Annotated in this window: 12 protein-coding genes; all 12 read right to left on the minus strand. The window is 54.2% G+C overall.

Translation table 11 applies throughout. The features are described from left to right. On the minus strand, nt 1-1,431 hold the full coding sequence (locus AAGQ96_RS15120; protein WP_342753958.1) for a hypothetical protein: 1,431 nt from the start codon (nt 1,429-1,431) through the stop codon (nt 1-3). Continuing rightward, nucleotides 1,431-1,694 carry a PAAR domain-containing protein gene (locus tag AAGQ96_RS15125; protein ID WP_342753959.1) on the minus strand — a complete coding sequence of 88 codons (264 nt, stop codon included), beginning with the start codon at nt 1,692-1,694 and terminating at the stop codon, nt 1,431-1,433. Before AAGQ96_RS15125 ends, AAGQ96_RS15120 begins: the two co-directional genes overlap by 1 nt. A 46-nt stretch (nt 1,695-1,740) precedes the next feature. Next, nucleotides 1,741-3,705: a hypothetical protein gene (locus tag AAGQ96_RS15130; protein WP_342753960.1), complete on the minus strand. Its 1,965-nt coding sequence runs from the start codon at nt 3,703-3,705 to the stop codon at nt 1,741-1,743. A gap of 1 nt (nt 3,706) precedes the next feature. Continuing rightward, a complete protein-coding gene (locus AAGQ96_RS15135; protein ID WP_342753961.1) occupies nt 3,707-4,468 on the minus strand; it encodes a hypothetical protein in 762 nt (253 codons plus the stop codon). Nucleotides 4,469-4,482: 14 nt separating this feature from the next. Beyond that, nucleotides 4,483-6,972 carry a type VI secretion system tip protein VgrG gene (vgrG, locus tag AAGQ96_RS15140; RefSeq protein ID WP_342753962.1) on the minus strand — a complete coding sequence of 830 codons (2,490 nt, stop codon included), beginning with the start codon at nt 6,970-6,972 and terminating at the stop codon, nt 4,483-4,485. Then, nucleotides 6,969-9,623, minus strand: a complete 2,655-nt coding sequence (gene tssH / locus AAGQ96_RS15145) for a type VI secretion system ATPase TssH (RefSeq protein WP_342753963.1) — start codon at nt 9,621-9,623, stop codon at nt 6,969-6,971. The genes vgrG and tssH overlap by 4 nt, the downstream gene beginning before the upstream one ends. A 330-nt stretch (nt 9,624-9,953) precedes the next feature. Next, complete coding sequence (hcp, locus tag AAGQ96_RS15150) at nt 9,954-10,445, minus strand: type VI secretion system effector Hcp (protein ID WP_342753964.1); 492 nt, start codon at nt 10,443-10,445, stop codon at nt 9,954-9,956. A 4-nt stretch (nt 10,446-10,449) separates the two neighbouring features. After that, the gene (locus AAGQ96_RS15155) at nt 10,450-12,156 is read right to left on the minus strand and encodes an OmpA family protein (RefSeq protein WP_342753965.1); all 1,707 of its coding nucleotides are present in this window, start codon (nt 12,154-12,156) and stop codon (nt 10,450-10,452) included. After that, on the minus strand, nt 12,153-12,842 hold the full coding sequence (tssL, locus tag AAGQ96_RS15160) for a type VI secretion system protein TssL, short form (RefSeq protein ID WP_342753966.1): 690 nt from the start codon (nt 12,840-12,842) through the stop codon (nt 12,153-12,155). The genes AAGQ96_RS15155 and tssL overlap by 4 nt, the downstream gene beginning before the upstream one ends. Continuing rightward, nucleotides 12,839-14,179 carry a type VI secretion system baseplate subunit TssK gene (tssK, locus tag AAGQ96_RS15165; RefSeq protein WP_342753967.1) on the minus strand — a complete coding sequence of 447 codons (1,341 nt, stop codon included), beginning with the start codon at nt 14,177-14,179 and terminating at the stop codon, nt 12,839-12,841. The genes tssL and tssK overlap by 4 nt, the downstream gene beginning before the upstream one ends. A 17-nt stretch (nt 14,180-14,196) precedes the next feature. Next, the gene (gene tssC, locus AAGQ96_RS15170) at nt 14,197-15,744 is read right to left on the minus strand and encodes a type VI secretion system contractile sheath large subunit (protein ID WP_342753968.1); all 1,548 of its coding nucleotides are present in this window, start codon (nt 15,742-15,744) and stop codon (nt 14,197-14,199) included. Between the two features lie 33 nt (nt 15,745-15,777). Beyond that, nucleotides 15,778-16,278, minus strand: a complete 501-nt coding sequence (tssB, locus tag AAGQ96_RS15175; RefSeq protein WP_147199064.1) for a type VI secretion system contractile sheath small subunit — start codon at nt 16,276-16,278, stop codon at nt 15,778-15,780. Between the last annotated feature and the right edge of the window lie 12 nt (nt 16,279-16,290).

A 16,290-nucleotide genomic window follows, 5' to 3' on the forward strand; every position in this document is an offset into this window, starting at 1 on the left:
CTATTCCTTTCCGGACTGTCGTGCAGCCCTGATAAATACGGGGCGCTGAAGACGGGCGATAACGCGTCGCAGCAAAATGGCTAACCCGGGGAATGTCACAATCAGCGACAGTAGAAGCAGGGTGATCCCAGACCAGGAGAATGCGATTGAAGGGAAATAGTGGATCATCAGGCTATACAGACCGACGTTCAAAAGTAGTGCCATCAGAACCGATCCCCCGGGAAACGGAGACGGAACCACGAAACGATCTTGCCCGAGAACGGGTGCGGTGTTTCCGAGCGTCACAGCCCAGGCATCATCTTCACCTTCAAGAAGAAGCCACTGGCAGGAGGGGCCATAAGCAGCCATCTCAGCCGCAGTGCCAATCATTGCCCAGCCAGCAAGACCGCCATACCGGACACTAGCGGAGTCAAAGTCAATGACACCACCAGTGCCAATACTATCGTACAGAGGAACAGAAAGATCATTCAGCACCCTACTCACTGACTGCCGTGGCGCATCTGACAGTCCACTGTGCCAGATAAGGTGTTTCTTGCTATCAGTCGTGAGGGCCATATCCCGTAATTCACAAAGTTCAGATGCAAGCGTACGGGTGTTGAGCGGCATCGCCCGGAAAAGGCGTAACGCATTTTTTTGTTCGCCCGGATTTAACATCGACGGTGGCATCAAAAATAACGCGCTGGCAAATTCAGGCAGAACATCATCGGGCTGCCGATAGTGCATCGCCAGCACCAGTACAGGTCGGTGTATTGACTCCACAAACTGATTCCAGCTATCGAGGGATGAGTCTGCATCCTGAAAATGTATTTCGACTTTCCAGGGCGGTGAACCCGCTGCCCAGATACGATGAAATGACTGCGACTCACGGTCTTTGTCGCAGCCGTTGGTGTGAACAATAATCTGGAGTGAGCCGGAAGGATATCGCCACCGAATCGAGGGCATTATCTGAGCAATGAGATGACGAAGTAGCTGCTCAAAACGTGAAATACCGGGCGTAAGCGGTACATCAGGCAGCAACGTTAAAGGCGGTGAGTCTGAACTTTCCCCTTCCTGTGTATGTGCAAGACGAGACAGCAATCCCGTATCTGCAGCAATGAAAACATGGTTGAGAATAACAAGATGCTGGTGCGCGCGTAAGCGCCATTTCAGACGCGTGTTCCGGCACCAATCATTCCAGTTCCAGACACGGATTGCCAGCGTTTCCCAGCAGAAACTGTAGATCGCGATGGCTGCAGAAATGCCCGCAAATGCCCAGATCGTCAGTGGTAACCAGGCCCCACTGCTCAATGAAGGTAACCCTGTCGCCGATGACTTCAACACAGCCACAAGCAACCCAATGAAAAGACCCAGGATAATAATCAACAGACAAACCCACGGCGACCAGACCGGTGCCGGCTCTTTTTCAGGCACCTCCGGCAGAGACCATCCCATCAGCCAACCTCCATATCCTGCATGCTTGCGATAACGCTCGCCCCACACTGTGTTTTACAGTTATGCAATACAATTCCACGTCCGTTTTCTTCATATGCTGAAACATCGCATTCGATAATTTTATTCGTGCCGTGTTTCGGGCAACTGACGGTATCATTCAAAAGTGCGGCATTTTTACCGGATATATCGAAACTGGATGAGGCTGATGTGACTTTACCGCCATGCGTGGTGGCGTCCCCTAAAACAACGGCATATTTCCCCATATTTCATTCCTTAAAATTAAAGTGCAAGCATCGCCAACCGTTGATGTTATTTTTTGAGTTGAAGCCGTTCCATTTCATCGCTTCTCTTTTTTGCGAGATCGCTTGCCACGTCTCTTCTTATAATTGATGGCATAGAAGGGATCGCCAGTTTACCTGTCCAGTAATAGTCGTCACTTTCCAGCCAGTCAGCCTGATAACGTAATTCAGCAAGACTTTCTCTGTCCCAGGAGTGCCAGCAATAACCAACTGGCAAATCATAGGCAACGACCCTGCTCATAAAGCGTTCATCCATTGGTAACGTACTGTGATCTGTCGGTCGCTGAACATAAGTGCGAACATCTTCCAGCATTTCTGCTCTCGACTGTTTTTCATATTTTATACGGTCGGATTTCGTTCCCGGACCTGGAACATTAATATTCGATGGAGGTTTTGGAATCATTTTCTGATCAAAATAACCGTAAAGAGATATGTAATAGCGGTAGTCAAAATCCACAGGTTTACCAGAGTAAATATCCTCGTTCTGCACAGTATTCTTATCTATCTGGCCATACCCATATCCTACTTTACCGCTTTGCTTTTCTTTACTTCGGTAGTCTCTATCAAAATTTTTTAATTCATCGGCTGTGAGAGGTTCCGGAACCAATGGGGCATTAATAGTCAGTTTTTGACCATTAACAGGATCCGGCCACGTTAACTTCTCCATCATGGTGGTCGTGCTGTCCCAAAATGGCTTTCCATCGCCAAGATTACTGAAATGAGTTTGGGTATCAGGTGCATTACCGCAAGGGGTATTTCGCCCAAGCATGCGAACGTATAGTGTGTCACCAGCGGTATTAAATAGGGGGTGAGATTCGGTAAAATAACTTTTCTCAGTATTTGGTAATCCCTGCCAGCCAATACTTCGAAGGGGTGATGAACCCATTACGCGATCATGAGGATTACAGTAAATCCAAATTGTTCCATGATTATCGCGTTCTGGTACGCCACCGTGAGTTTTACCTGCTGGTGTCCAGCTTTCACCATCACTGCTGGCTCCGGCCAGTAATCTTTCACATCCTTGCTGTTTCAGGCGTGTTTTGTTTTCAGCCACTTTCTTCACAATATCAGCAAATGTCGCTTCTCTGGCTTCCTTGCTGATGATTTCATCCATGGGATATGAAATATAAGTTGTTATTTCATTATCCAGCGCATAGGGCGAATTCATCACAAACAGTGCGTCCGGGGCTTCAATTGCTGCAGCAGCCAAGGCAACCATGGTCCCCTGGCTGTGTGAAATCACTGTCACCGTATCTTCGGGATGTTTATCACGAATGGTTTTAATGAGTTTTGCCAGACGACCTGCCGCATGTGCATAATAATGTCTTGGCGGAGCAGCTGTAAGAAGCCTGTCACGTTCCCCATTCAGTAATTGCGTACTGAATGGAACGGGAACCCCCAGTGCGGAAGGCCAGTTGTCGAAACCTTTAGTGCTCCATAAACTGACCAGTTGATTGCAGCCATTCTGGAACGGCCCTCCCCCCCAGTAAAAGGGGCCTTTGCTTTTTCGTTGTTCAGGCGTCAGATCGTAATAATTATCACCCTGCTTATTTTTAAGCGGGATTGCATATTTATCGCTTTCATTATCGGCAGCACGATACCCCCAGTAGAAGCGAATAACTGGGGAACGCCCCTCTTCTTTTATTTTTCTTGGAGGAACCACCCACGTTTTTTTTGCCTCACTCCAATAAGGAGTATAATATTTATTGGGTTTTAATCCATAACCACTATCTTGAGACAAACTAAGACGGGTATTTAACCCATTACACAATGCATTTTCCGCATGATCATACCACTCACCTTCAGAATTAACTCCATGAACAAAAATAATCAGCCCTGGTAATTGTAATGGTGGTTGCATCTCTGCATGAATTTTAATGTTTTTATGTGATGTTGTAGAATAGGCAAAAGGGGTTCCATTATCCGTAGAGTGGATTTCAACTTTTCGAGTTGATGCTGGCAGTTCATTGCTCATTTTATAGCCCCCCTGTGTATTGAACAGGTTCAAGTTTTCTATCGCATTGCATTTTTTCCTGAATCACTTTAGAAACATCCATTTCAAAATCTTTCAAATACACAGGGCCTGTAACTCCAGGGTATGCAGGATTTGAATCCTTAGTGGCTGGATTAAAAGTCCATTTATCTACAGAACCATTAGTGGGTGTTCTTCTGCCATTCCAATAATTTATCAAATAAAAACCTTCATCAGTCACCAGCATGTCATAGTCTTTTGTATCACCGTTAGGATCCTGCGTATTTGACCCGTAAGTAACTGATCGCATTTTTTTTCCACCATCAGTTGTTACAAAAATTATATTTAAACATCCTTTATCAGACCCCATACAAGCAGCTTTGTTATTATTTGCTGTTAACGGGAAAGCCAGATAGTCATCGCGAGTTGACAACCAAAAAAGTCGTCCTTTAAATAAATAACCTGAAGAAGGCGATATCTGGGTATGAATCCCTTTCGCTTTATTGTTATAAAATGTTTTCCCATTTTCGCAGCGAGTGTACTCTTCAAGCGTAAAGTAACGATCTTTATCAATGCGATAAATTATCTGTGGCGGCCCATACACCTCGGGCTGTTGTTTTTCCTTACCTGAATTTTTTGTCTGCGTATCACTCATTGCAGGAAAGGGATTCACAAAGGCAACACCTCCACCATAAGGGCCTGCCACACATCCACTCAGAACAAACACACTATATATAAAGCACATCCGCATAATCAGATTCATCATAACTCTATTCCTTTCTATTTTTTCAGCACGATCTTCAGTCCATCAACCGCTTTTGACATTATTAATGATGAATTGCCTGAGCTATCTGTAACGCCAGACAAAATCTTTCCATCAGGCATATGAATATCATAGTTTTGATTTGCCAGCGGCTTACCTGAAACGGGATGGGTAATGACAAATTTTTCATCAAACGTGGCGGGTTCAAACGACTTCATCACCCCCTGCATACTGCCGGAGCCAGCCTTCTTGATACCAGTATTCTTAATGAGCAATTTGCCAGGCCCACCAATCTCAACATTTCCGCCTTTGATTTTGATATAACCTCCACCGCATATCAGCGTCAACTCATCCTGTGCCGTAACAACCAGTTTCTTGCCACTCGAAATATGCGTGTCCTGCGTGGACCAGGTGGTGATATTCCCGCCCTGAGCCTGAATATCAATATCGTTATGTGAGCTGAACAGTTTTGCACCCTCACGGCTGTACAGGCTGAGTTGTTTACCCGCAGCCAGCGTGAAATCTTTCTGCGCCCCGACATCCAGTTGTTTGCCTGCGGTCAGCGTCAGATTATCACTGGCTGATAACTGCATATCTTCACCACTCACCAGCGCCATCCCTTTCGGTGCACTGCCCAGGATGACCTCTTCATGTAACTGTTCGATTTTTTGCTTCAGGAGTTTTTGCTGACGACCGACATCGGCAGCCAGTGCCTGAGCCTGCTGCGCGCTGGCTGCAAGGGATTCCATTTCCACTAATGCTGCTGAAAGCCTTGCGAGCGCAGGCTCCATATCGAGTACCTGGCCCTGCGCCTTTGTCTGGCCATCAGCGCTGATGAACATCCCTTTCTGTGCCCGGATGGCTCCCCAGCTGTCGGTTCTGAGCTCAAAACCCTCACCGCGCTTCTGCTTTTCCGCATCCACTAAATGTCCGAGATTCAGCTGGCTCTTGCCGCCGTACTCGGTGGAGACCTTGATATGCTCCTGGCCGCGACTGTCATCGAGGCGGATTTTGTTGTTCGCCGGGGTGCGCAGGACGTTACGTTTGTAGTTTCGGATAGTGACGTGGTCGCCGTGCGCCGAGTCGTGAAGTACGCCAGAAATGTACGGTCTGTCCGGGTTACCGTCCTCAAAACCAATCGCCACTTCGGTGCCCGCCAGCAGCGGCAGGTGCAGGCCGTACGTGTCGCCGGCATACGGGCGGGACTGACGGACCCACAGGCTCTCGAACCCGGTCTCCCGGTTATCACGGTCAAACAGCATGTTGACGCGATAGCGACCGTCTTTATCGATGTGACCGTAGGTATCGTTCTCGGTGGTGCTCGTGACGCGGGCCGGCAATGTGCCGGCCATCACCGGACGTGAGCCAGGCTCAGGACGGAAACTGAAATCAGTGCTGTCCGGGATACCGTCGAAGTTGACGCCAAAATCTTCATCACGGCGCGCATGGCTGTGCATCGCCGTGATGACCACGCCCTGAGCAAACACCTCTGCCACTTCGTACCCGCCGGTGACTTTCAGTACCTGACCCGGAGAGAGGGTCGGACAGCTGGTGACGGCATGAGTCTGCGTCTGGCCATTCAGGTAGCGCTCATGACGAATCCGGGCATAAAACGCCCCGGACTCGGGAGCCGGATTGCGGTCATAAGCGCTGCCGGGAGTCAGATAGTTGTCGGCATAGTGATAGGCATCGCCGTAAGTGGTGCTGTCGCCCCGGGTCGCATCCACCAGGGTGTTCATGTCCTCCGTGGCCTGGCGGTAGTTGTAATCACGGGTGCTGACCTGCTTCTGCACCACGTTATGATGGCTTCCCATGCCCCACACCGAGTTCACTCCGTCCGAATGCTGTCCTGATGGCGGAACCGATGGCAGCGTCAGGCCTTTTTCATACCCCTGCTGACCGTCGTAAAACTCCACGACGTCGATGTTCAGGCGCCTATCGGTGGTAAAACGAAACCAGATGCCGACCTCACCCAAGAGGCGGGTAATAAAGTGCAGGTCGTCCTCGCCGTACTGCATCACCTGCTCACGGCGTGGGTACGCTTTTGAGAGTGAGAACAGAAAATCCTGACCGCGCATGTTGTGGCGCTCGCGCAGGATTTTTTCCACGATTTGCGGGACCGACATGTCCTGATAAATCGCGTTCTGGTGCGAACGGTCGAGCAGCGCCAGGCGTGGCCGGAGCGTCAGGGCATAGTGGGTTTCATCCTTTGAGGTGCTGAGGCGCTCAAAGCCGCTCACCACCCCCTGAAGGGTTCGCACGGCCTGCTGCACTTTGATGCCGGAACCCAGGTATTCCGGCGCCTGCAGCGTCAGGGAGGCCGCTTTCATCAGCATCATCTCTTTGCTGATGGCATGGTCAGAGCTTGTGAATTCAATACGGTAACTGAACGGCGTGCTCAGGGCTTCATCGCCTTCAAACGCCAGCACATCGAGCTCTGCTTCACATCCCTTCACCGACAGCTGGTGATGGTTGTGGCTGAATCTGATCGGGGGATTACTGCTCATGCGTGCACTCCTTGTATACGGTCAAACTCCAGCCCAATCCCCTCTTCCTCACTCCAGCTAAGGCATAGCGACTGTGGTTTCTGTTTCGCAGCCATGTGGGTTAACAGCTGCTGGCTCAGCACCGGCAGGATTTGTTGGTTGAGCAGGCTGTCGACGTTGCGTGCGCCGGTGTCCGGTAACAGGCAGGCGGCGGTCAGTGCGTCATACAGGCTTTCATCAATATGCGTGGTCAGGCCGTAGTGACGGTTAAGGCGCCTGCTCACCTGAGCAAACTTCATTTCCACGATGGTGCGCATGGCGGGCTCATTCAGCGGGCGGTAAATCACCGTCTGGAAGCGGGCCAGCAGCGCCGGCTGGAAGTGGTCGCGTAAAATCGGGCGCAGCAGTTCGTGCAGGTCCGCTTCGGTGGCGTCTGGCTGTTTATCGAGCAGCTGCATCAGGTGGTCGCTGCCGAGGTTGGAGGTCATCAGGATAACGGTGTTGCGGAAGTCGATTTCACGTCCTTCGCCGTCGCGCATAAAGCCACGGTCGAACACCTGGTAGAACAGGTTCATCACGTCGCGGTGCGCCTTTTCCACTTCATCAAGCAGCACCACGCTATAGGGGCGCCTGCGTACCGCTTCAGTGAGGATCCCGCCCTGTCCGTAGCCGACGTAGCCCGGCGGGGAGCCTTTCAGCTGCGAAACGGTATGCGGCTCCTGGTATTCTGACAGGTTGATGGTGATGAGCGACTTCTCGCCGCCGTACAGCACATCCGCCAGCGCCAGCGCGGTTTCGGTTTTACCCACCCCGCTCGGGCCGACCAGCAGGAACACGCCCTGCGGACCGTTCTCTGACGTAAGCCCGGTCTTCGCCGCACGCAGGCGTCGGGCGACCGCTTCAAGCGCCACATCCTGCCCGACCACGCGTTTGCCGATTTCGTTTTTCAGGGTCAGCAGTTCAGTCTGCTCGTCTTTCATTAATGATGAGAGCGGTACGCCAGTCCAGTCGGCAATCACGTTCGCGACCGTTCGACTGTCGACATCCACCTGCACCAGCACATCGCCCTGCTGCGCCTGTTCCAGCTGTTGTTGCAGGTCGGTAATTTCAGCCTGCGGGCTGATGTCCTGGCGGCTGGCCATCAGCTGCTGTGCCAGCGCCTTTTCGTTGCTGAAACGGCCTTCCTGCTCCTGAATTCGTACATCCAGTTCAGCCCGCTGCAGCGCAATGGCACTCAGGCGGTCACCATGACGGTTGCTGCCGGCGGCGATATCTTCCAGCAGTGCCTGCTCTTCCAGCTCCAGGGCGGTCAGCTGTGCTTTCAGGCGCACAATTTGTTCCGGCACGGTATCGAGACTCATGCGTACGCGTGCGGCCGCGGTGTCGAGCAGGTCAACGGCCTTGTCTGGCAGCTGGCGTCCGGTCAGGTAGCGACGAGACAGTGTAACGGCCGCACGGACGGCGTCATCGGTGATGTGAACGTTATGGTGTTCTGCGTAGCGGGATTTCAGGCCCCTGAGCATCAGGCAGGCGGTATCATCGTCGGGCTCGTCGACCAACACCCGCTGGAAGCGCCGCTCCAGCGCGGCATCGCGCTCGAAATACTGTTTGTATTCAGACCAGGTGGTCGCGGCAATGGTGCGCAGTTCACCGCGGGCAAGTGCGGGTTTCAGCAGGTTCGCTGCATCCGCACCACCGGCCTGGTTACCGGCACCGATAATAGTGTGGGCTTCGTCGATAAACAGCAGGATCGGCGTCGGTGACTGCTGCACTGCGTCGATGACGTTTTTCAGACGCTGTTCGAACTCGCCTTTCACGCCTGCGCCCGCCTGCAACAGGCCAAGATCAAGGGTGCGCAGGATGACCGGTTTGAGGGATTCAGGCACGTTGCCTTCGGCGATGCGTAAAGCCAGGCCTTCGACCAGCGCGGTTTTCCCCACGCCTGGCTCGCCGACCAGGATCGGGTTGTTTTTACGACGGCGGGAAAGAATGTCGACCATCTGGCGAATTTCGGTGTCACGGCCGAACACCGGGTCAATCTTGCCCTCTTTGGCCTTGGCGGTGACATCGAGGGTGAATTTATCAAGTGCGTTCTGTAGCGCCGGGTTCAGTTCGCCCTCTTTCAGCTCTGCACCGACCGGGCGCCCCACAAACGCCACCTCACCGCCGTGGCTCTGTGCCAGTTCCGCTTCCTGCTGCAACTCCGTGCGCTCGTCGGACTGCGCGTCCAGCAGAGGACGAAGGCGTTCCAGTTGACTCCGACCCAAAGTCAGCAGCGGCCACAGCCCGTCACAGTGCGCCAGTCGCTGATTTTCCGTCAGCGCCATCAGCAGGTGAACGCTGCGAATGTGCTCTTCGCCTGCCAGCGAGGCCAGCATCCAGGCCTCCTGCATCAGTTTCTGGATATCGGCGGATAACTGCGGGCGGTGACGTACCGAGCGCGGTTGATTATCCAGCCAGCCGAGCAGCTCCTGCCACAGCGCATCCATATCCCACTCGTAGCGGCGCGCCAGCACCGTCAGGTCACCTTCCCCCTGCTCCAGCAGTTTCAGCAGCCAGTGTTCTGGCAGGATTGAAGCATGGGCACGGGTCTGGCAGAGCGACGCCGCGCCTTCCATCGCACGGGCACAGTAAGGGTTCAGACGTCGCAACAGGATGGCTGGATTTTCCATGAATCTCTCTCTTTGTCGGTTCCTGGACACGCTACCGCCCATCGCTGTTTCCCGTGAAGGGGACCAAAGCGCATTCGGTCGGGCTGGCAGTTTGTGGGTTTCTTTGCTCAACGCCCGCGCGGGCAGAGGTTCAGCAAAAAACAGCGGAAAGGTCACCCCCTCCGCTTAAGAACGGGGATTACGCGATATATGGCGCACTAAGCGATTACGCTAAATAGTTCGTGTCACGGGAAGGCGGCAAGTTCGTAAGTCTCCGGGAACCTAGATAACTATGTGACCGGAGCGAGCGAACGCAGCCAACGCACCTGTGGCGCGAAATATGACGCGTAATCAGGCGGTGGCGCGTTCGTTCCACGAATCGGAATGAATAATGTTGCCGTCTTTATAGGTCCAGGTGATTTTTTCGTAACGCAGCTCGATCTGCTCGAGGTGGTTATGCTTCTCGAAAGCAGGATCCTTGACGTCGTGCATCACCGGATTCACTTTCACCACTTTCACGTTCTCGAGTTTGGTGTTGAAGTACTCAACTTCCTGACCCGCGTCGTTGATTTTGTACCACTTGAATTCCGCAGACTTGAGGGTCTGACCGGTGGTCACAGCCTTGTACAGGTACGGGCTGGACGAGTCGATTTCCTTGGTGAACAGGAACGGGGTATGGATACGGGTACCGGTCAGCTTGCCGGTGTTGTTGTCAGTCGGGATGTACAGGTTATGCTCCTGAGCGATAACCTCGATGCTGCCGTCACGATCCTGAACGTCCACAGATCCTTTGATGTCCGCGCCGCCGTCGTCTTTCAGCCAAAGATAAACAGGAATTGCCATGGAATTACTCTCCATTGTGTTGTGAAGCGTCATCATCCTGCGATAACGCCTGGGTGTGGCCCGGTATCTGGCAGGCATTGGCCTGCGGTACCAGACTGATTTCGACACGACGGTTAAGCGAACGCCCATCCGGAGTGTCATTGGTTGCGATTGGGCGGCTTTCGCCATAGCCCTGCACCGCAAAACAGCTTTCCGGTACATCACCGGTGTCACGCATCCAGTTGCGCACCGCTTCGGCACGTTTCAGGGACAGCGTCTGATTAAGTTTCGGGTTACCGGTGTTATCGGTATGACCTGACACGACAATCAGCCAGCCTGGCTTCGCCTTGATGCCGACCAGCGAGTTCACCAGCATTTTGGTGGAGCCGGTTTTCAGGTCCGATTTGCCGGAATCGAACAGCGACATACTGTCGAGGCGAATAATTGTCGGCGCTGGTTTCGGCTGCGGTTCAGGCGGCGGTGGTGGAGGCACATACGAACGGATCGCATCCAACACAGGCATTCGCAGCCGCTCCCCCTGATACAGACCAAGGCCCATCCGCACCGGTACGCCATTGCGCGCCTGGTCATCCAGCTCTGCCGCATCGTCACGCAGAACGGCAACGGCGTCGGCTTTTGGCCCGAAGTCATGCATCGGAATACGGTCATAGCGGGCAATATCGAAGCTCACACGCTGCAGCAGCTGGCAATTGTTCCAGCCACTGCTGAGCAGCGCAGCAATGGCCGCCAGCGTGAAAACCCCGAGCGCACAACGGAAGGCTCGCCCACGCGGCGTCAGGCCTCGCCCTTCGGGCAGCAGCGGCAGGATAAAATCCGGGAAGGGGGAGATAACCGTACTGTCCGTTCCCACCGGCTGCCAGCCTGCCACCTGCTGCATCGCAGTATGACGGGAAAGCCACGCCGTCCAGGCCGATGTGGCCAGACTTCCGGCAAGGATCGGTCCCATTCCCCACAGCACTGCGACAGGCGCAATGACAGAAACGTCGGGGTTCTCATCCATAAAGACAGCTTTGACGTGCTGATGGAACCAGCTCATCAGGCTGTTTATCAGCACCTGTTGCTGCATCGCAGGCGACCCACCGGTAGTGACCCATGCAGCGATTGAGCTCGGCACTGAAGACTCACGCCAGACCCTCACCCCTTCTCCCGGGATAGCCGCCTGCCACAGCATGTCATTCGTCATTGCGCTGCCAACCTGACCATTCAGAACCAGCGGCACAGAATGACCCGTCTCTTTACGTAACTGGCTGATTTTCCAGCGTAGAGCCAGCAGACGACTGGTAAGCGCTTCGCTGTCGGCGTGTTTCTGCGGACAGACGCTGACCATCACCGACAGCTGGCGGCCCCAGTCAGGTCGCAACCACAGTACCTGGCGGACTACCTGCTCCAGATCCTGATGATCCTCCACGCGGATCCAGCATCCCTGTGTGACCGTGAGCACCGGTGACTGCTGCATACATGCCAGCGGCAGATCGCCACAGACCAGCACCACGGGCTGACGGTAAGTGGCTTCCGGGAGGTCATCCAGACGCAGGGTGCCGTGATGCTCCGCACGACGACTGGCAACAGTCCAGAACGCCAGAATAAGCCCCAGAATGGTAAGCAGAACGAGCACAGAAACCAGTCGGGACAACGGCAGGAAGCCCAGGCAGACCACTGCACTCAGCAGGGCGGCCCACAGCGCAAGTCCGCGCTGTTGTGCAGGACTCATTTCACGGCTCCCGGCAGCAGGGTCAGCAGCATCTGATCCAGCCAGTGGCTCAGTCCCCACCACAGCGCGGCAACCACTATCACGCTCAGGCCAATACGCACGGGCCATGACGCCAGCCAGCCGCCCATTCCTCGCCCGATACGGCTTTCTGCCAGTATCGGATGGGTTTGTGGATAGCTGAACGGCGTGACATATTCACTGAGCGCGTTGACGAGTTTCTGGCGATCCGGGTCGTTCAGAGAGCGGAAACTGCCGAGGAACCCCAGCATCATGACCCGCTGGAAGCAGGTCACGACAGCGTGGTCAGGCGCCGGTTCACGCAGCACATCGCGCATGCGATCGCACAGCGTATCACCGGCATCCATGGTGCCGAGGAAGTGTCCCTGCAGGGGAATGTCATACCACTGCACGCAGGCATCATCCTCCACATCGCGACCTTTAACCGCCTCATCAAGCAGTGCACACTGTGCAGTGAGAATATGCTGACAGCTGGCTTCATCGAGTTCGCTCGCTTTCAGCTCACGCTGCACACGCTCGACATCAACAATGCAGCGCTCCCACAACGTGCGCCCTTCTCCATCCTGAAACGTTGGACCATGACGCAGGCTGATCACCTGCAGCCAGGTGTCCTGCAGCAGGGCATCAATATCAATGGACGCGGCCGCGCCGCGTTTACTCTCACTCATGTTCTCAGTACCGCAAAGAGTTCGAGTTCAGGCTCGCCGAGCATGCCCGGAACGTAAAACATACAGGTGCCCCCCTGAAGCATTTCGGTGGCCAGAGGATGAGAGACATCGAGGCTGAAATACTGGTTTTCCAGACGCAGTGGAATGGCGGCCGGCACATGACGCAGCGGCGTCAGAGGAACGCCCACTCGTGATGAATTGACGATACTCCTGACATGATCGGGACTGCCCACCTTGCACTGACGCGGGAACTGTTCCTGTAGCTGTGCCACCGGCATCGGTGAACGCACGGAGAGGTAGTAATCTGCCCCTTCGCGCAGGCGTGGGTCATGCAGACGGGCTTGCCAGAAGTGAAGCCGGGCATCATGCTCAAGCTCAATCGCTACTACCCGCGACGGCAGGCTGGCTTCCAGCAGTTCGCCCAGTAAGTCAAACAGTGGCGGGAAGACGTTATTCAGCTGCTCATGCTGCCAGACCGGAATAGCACTCACCTGGTGTTCCAGCGAAAAGGTTAGCAGGCTGCCCGCAAGCCGTGCCAGTTCCGGGTACAGACGCTCCGGTGGACTTTGCGGGTGCCGCTGAAACTGTCCAAGCACGGGTTCTGCGCTGTTCAGGGCATTGAGCAGCCAGAACAGAGACACATCCGCCACGGCAAAATCGGCCATGCGCTCGTTACTTTCACGGCGCATATCCATCAGGCGACTCAGACGGGCACGCAGTTGCGTCATCAGCTGTTCCAGCTGAGTCATCAGCCAGCGGCTGCCCTGCAGAGCCAGCAGTGGCGGAAGCCAGGTTTCATCGAGTGCCCAGTTCCCCTGCGAATCCTGCTGCAGACGGGCGACCGGACAGGTCAGATAATCGCTGTTGTTCTGATGGGCAAAACGCAGCGTCAGCTCTGGCTGCATCACCGCAATCTGTCGGATATCGTTCCCAAAGGTGTTGCGGACATCTCGCCAGCGCTGGCGATAGCGAACAGGGCGCTCGGCCACCTCATCGGGTTTGAGGCAGTTACCGCCATTTGCCCGCAGCAGCGGAAGCGCCAGGACCACCATCACTTCCTGTGATTCGCCCTCAAGCGCCAGCACCGGCGGCAGGTCATCGGCATTATCCGTGTCGATAAGCGTCCCGTCGGGGAAACGGATGTGCAGATGACGGGCCTGCAGACGGCCCAGTTTCAGTGCATCTGGTTCGAAAGTGGCATCAATCATCCCCCAGGGGTGCGAAAGGCCCAGTCGGGCGATGCACTCCACAGACCAGGCCGCATAAGCAGCCTGTTGCTGGAAGTGCTGGGGAGAGACCATAACGCCCCTGCCCCACAACGGTTGTTCCGTTTTCATCGGCTTCCTGCCTTACCTTACGATTTCGCCTTCGGCATCTGAGAAACGAGTGACAGGTTGACGTCCATCCCTTCCACCTGAAAGTGCGGGATAGCGAACAGCCGGACACGGAAGAAGCCCGGGTTGTCTTCGATATCTTCCACAATCACTTTCGCATCGCGCAGCGGGTGGGAAGCCTGCAGCTCGTCGCCCGGATCGGTCATTTCCGTTACCAGACTGCGCACCCAGGTATTGAGCTCCAGCTCCAGCAGGCGACGGTCTTTCGTCGTACCGATATTTTCGCGCTGGATAAGCTTCAGGTAATGGGCGATGCGTGACAGCAGGAAGATGTACGGCAGGCGGGCGTTGATACGGCTGTTGGCGGTCGCATCCGCGGTATCATACAGCGCCGGTTTCTGGGTTGAGTTAGCGGAGAAGAAGCACGAGTAGTCGCGGTTTTTGTAATACGACAGCGGGATAAAGCCGAGGTTAGCGAACTCAAACTCGCGGGTTTCCGGGATCATCACTTCTGACGGGATCTTGACCTGATTACCGGTGCCCAGATCGTACAGATGAATAGGCAGATCCTGCACGGCGCCACCGGCCTGCGGGCCACGAATTTGCACGCACCAGCCGTTGTTGATAAAGCTGCGCACCATGTTGGACGCAAAGGCAAACGAGGCGTTGGTCCACAGATATTTGTCATGATCCGGACCTTTCACTTCTTCGACGTAGTTGAAGCTGCGCACCGGTACGGTGTCCGGGCCATACGGCAGGCGGCCCAGCACGCGCGGCATCACCAGACCGATATAGCGGGAATCGTCCGTCTCGCGGAAGGATTTCCACTTGATGTACTCGGCGCGGTCAAAGTAGTTACCGATATCTTTAATGGCGGCCACATCCTCCATCGAATCCTTCAGGAAGAATGTCGGGCCGGCAGAGCCGATAAACGGCATATGCGCTGCGGCAGACACTTTCGAAATATTGCGCAGCAGGGTGACGTCCTGTGCAGACGCATCAAATTCGTAGGCAGAAATCAGCGCCGCTATGGGTTCGCCGCCCGGGGTGTCATACTCATCAATATATGTGTGTTTATACAACCCACTCTGGATGATTTCCGGGCTGTCTTCAAAGTCCTGACGCAGGTCTTCTTTAGACATATCCAGCAGTTCAACCTTCACGTTCTGACGGAAATCGGTTTTGTCGACCAGGGATTTCACGCCGCGCCACAGACTTTCTACTGCCTGAAAGGATTCATGGTGCATGACGGCATCAAGCTGACGACTAATCTGGTAGTCAAGCTCCGCGATATGATGGTCAATCAGGTTTTTGTCGAGTTTTTCAACTTTTGAGCCCGATTTTGTCAGGCATTCGAGAAATACCTGCATCCCGGCCGTTAAACGTTCATCCGCAGTCGCATCCGACATCGCCTGCGCGTCCTGCCAGATATCCAGTGCGCTCAGCTCGGACACCGGGTTCAGATTGATTTTTTCAAACAGGGACGCATAAACCCCACCTGCTACAGGACGTTCAAGCACCACACTCTCGCCACCCGCGGCATTCTCATTTTTTACAGACATCAACATCTTCCTTATTAATCCGTTAAAACATCGTGACCGTTATGGCTGCTTCGGGGCCAGGGCGGAGAGTTCGGCTCTGAGTTCTGCGCTTAACGCCGGGTCGAGCAGAATTTTTTCCAGTTCTTTTCGGAAAGCCTGGTTATCCAGCAGGTTCGCTTTTAAATCACGAAGCAAATTACGCATGGAAAGCATCGCCTTCAGCTGGGGTATTTGCCGGGAGACCTGCTCAGGGGTGAAATCTTTCATGCTCTGGAATGTCAGGCTGATATTGTCTTCGCTACCGTCACCGGCAAGCGTGTTTTTGACGGTAAGATTTACTTTTGGAGAATATTCGGAAAGCACTGAGTCAAAGTTATTTTTATTCAGATTAACTTTTTTGCGCTCAGATAAGGGTGCAGACTCCTGGCCATTACTGAAATCGCCCGCCACCAGTAATTTCAGGGGGAGCTCGGTTTTCTTGCTCGCCCCACCCGTATGCAGATCAAGTTTTAAATTAATACGTGCCTTGGGTATTTCGGACTGAAAGGAAGAGTTAGACATGGCTGTCCCTGT

Source organism: Pantoea sp. MBD-2R (genome assembly GCF_039134845.1).
Lineage (GTDB): Bacteria > Pseudomonadota > Gammaproteobacteria > Enterobacterales > Enterobacteriaceae > Erwinia.

Coding starts and splice junctions, on each gene's coding strand:
- AAGQ96_RS15120 (WP_342753958.1), bottom strand. CDS start 1,431: ATGGGATGGTCTCTGCCGGAGGTGCCTGAAAAAGAGCCGGCACCGGTC.
- AAGQ96_RS15125 (WP_342753959.1), bottom strand. CDS start 1,694: ATGGGGAAATATGCCGTTGTTTTAGGGGACGCCACCACGCATGGCGGT.
- AAGQ96_RS15130 (WP_342753960.1), bottom strand. CDS start 3,705: ATGAGCAATGAACTGCCAGCATCAACTCGAAAAGTTGAAATCCACTCT.
- AAGQ96_RS15135 (WP_342753961.1), bottom strand. CDS start 4,468: ATGATGAATCTGATTATGCGGATGTGCTTTATATATAGTGTGTTTGTT.
- vgrG (WP_342753962.1), bottom strand. CDS start 6,972: ATGAGCAGTAATCCCCCGATCAGATTCAGCCACAACCATCACCAGCTG.
- tssH (WP_342753963.1), bottom strand. CDS start 9,623: ATGGAAAATCCAGCCATCCTGTTGCGACGTCTGAACCCTTACTGTGCC.
- hcp (WP_342753964.1), bottom strand. CDS start 10,445: ATGGCAATTCCTGTTTATCTTTGGCTGAAAGACGACGGCGGCGCGGAC.
- AAGQ96_RS15155 (WP_342753965.1), bottom strand. CDS start 12,156: ATGAGTCCTGCACAACAGCGCGGACTTGCGCTGTGGGCCGCCCTGCTG.
- tssL (WP_342753966.1), bottom strand. CDS start 12,842: ATGAGTGAGAGTAAACGCGGCGCGGCCGCGTCCATTGATATTGATGCC.
- tssK (WP_342753967.1), bottom strand. CDS start 14,179: ATGAAAACGGAACAACCGTTGTGGGGCAGGGGCGTTATGGTCTCTCCC.
- tssC (WP_342753968.1), bottom strand. CDS start 15,744: ATGTTGATGTCTGTAAAAAATGAGAATGCCGCGGGTGGCGAGAGTGTG.
- tssB (WP_147199064.1), bottom strand. CDS start 16,278: ATGTCTAACTCTTCCTTTCAGTCCGAAATACCCAAGGCACGTATTAAT.